Raw genomic sequence first — 506 nt, 5'->3', positions numbered from 1 at the left:
GGTCAAAAAGAAAAATGCTGAGAAAATAATACTTAGACGAACCATAGAAAGTATGGGCTATAGTGAGGGAATTATCGATGAAGATCACCAGTACGATGCGGTCCTCGCCAAAGTGCAAAATAAAAACGAAGCCAAACTTATCGAGATTAGCAAGGAAGTAAACCGAATTAGGGCATATTACCAAACTTCCGTGCAAACGAAGGTCAAATCCCTCCTACTTTATTTAGCATTGGCCGTATTACTAGCCATACTTCTAGTTTACGCGATCAATATACTGGGATAGGGACAAGAAACCTGTCCCTGCGTCCCATAGTCTATTTAATCAATTTATCAAAAGTCATGTGTAACGACCATTCCTTTGTTTAACGGCTGAATATACTACCTATAAAACAAGGTTAGGAGGGTTTTTATGGGAAAGTATAAGATAGTCGTTGGCACAACCGGTAAGAAAAAAAGTGCTCAGAACCAGTATAATCTATTAACCAGGAACAGAATTAATGCTGACA

The 506-nt window shown here is 38.5% G+C and carries 1 protein-coding gene; it reads left to right on the top strand.

What is annotated here, in order from left to right; genetic code table 11:
* The coding region (locus AC3G7N_RS22785) for a hypothetical protein (protein ID WP_489424366.1) at positions 1-283 on the top strand (283 nt) is incomplete at its 5' end.
* Positions 284-506: the final 223 nt, after the last annotated feature.

This window comes from Virgibacillus carmonensis (genome assembly GCF_057836705.1).
Note: the sequence above shows the minus strand (reverse complement) of the source record. Positions and strands in the feature narration are given on the sequence as shown.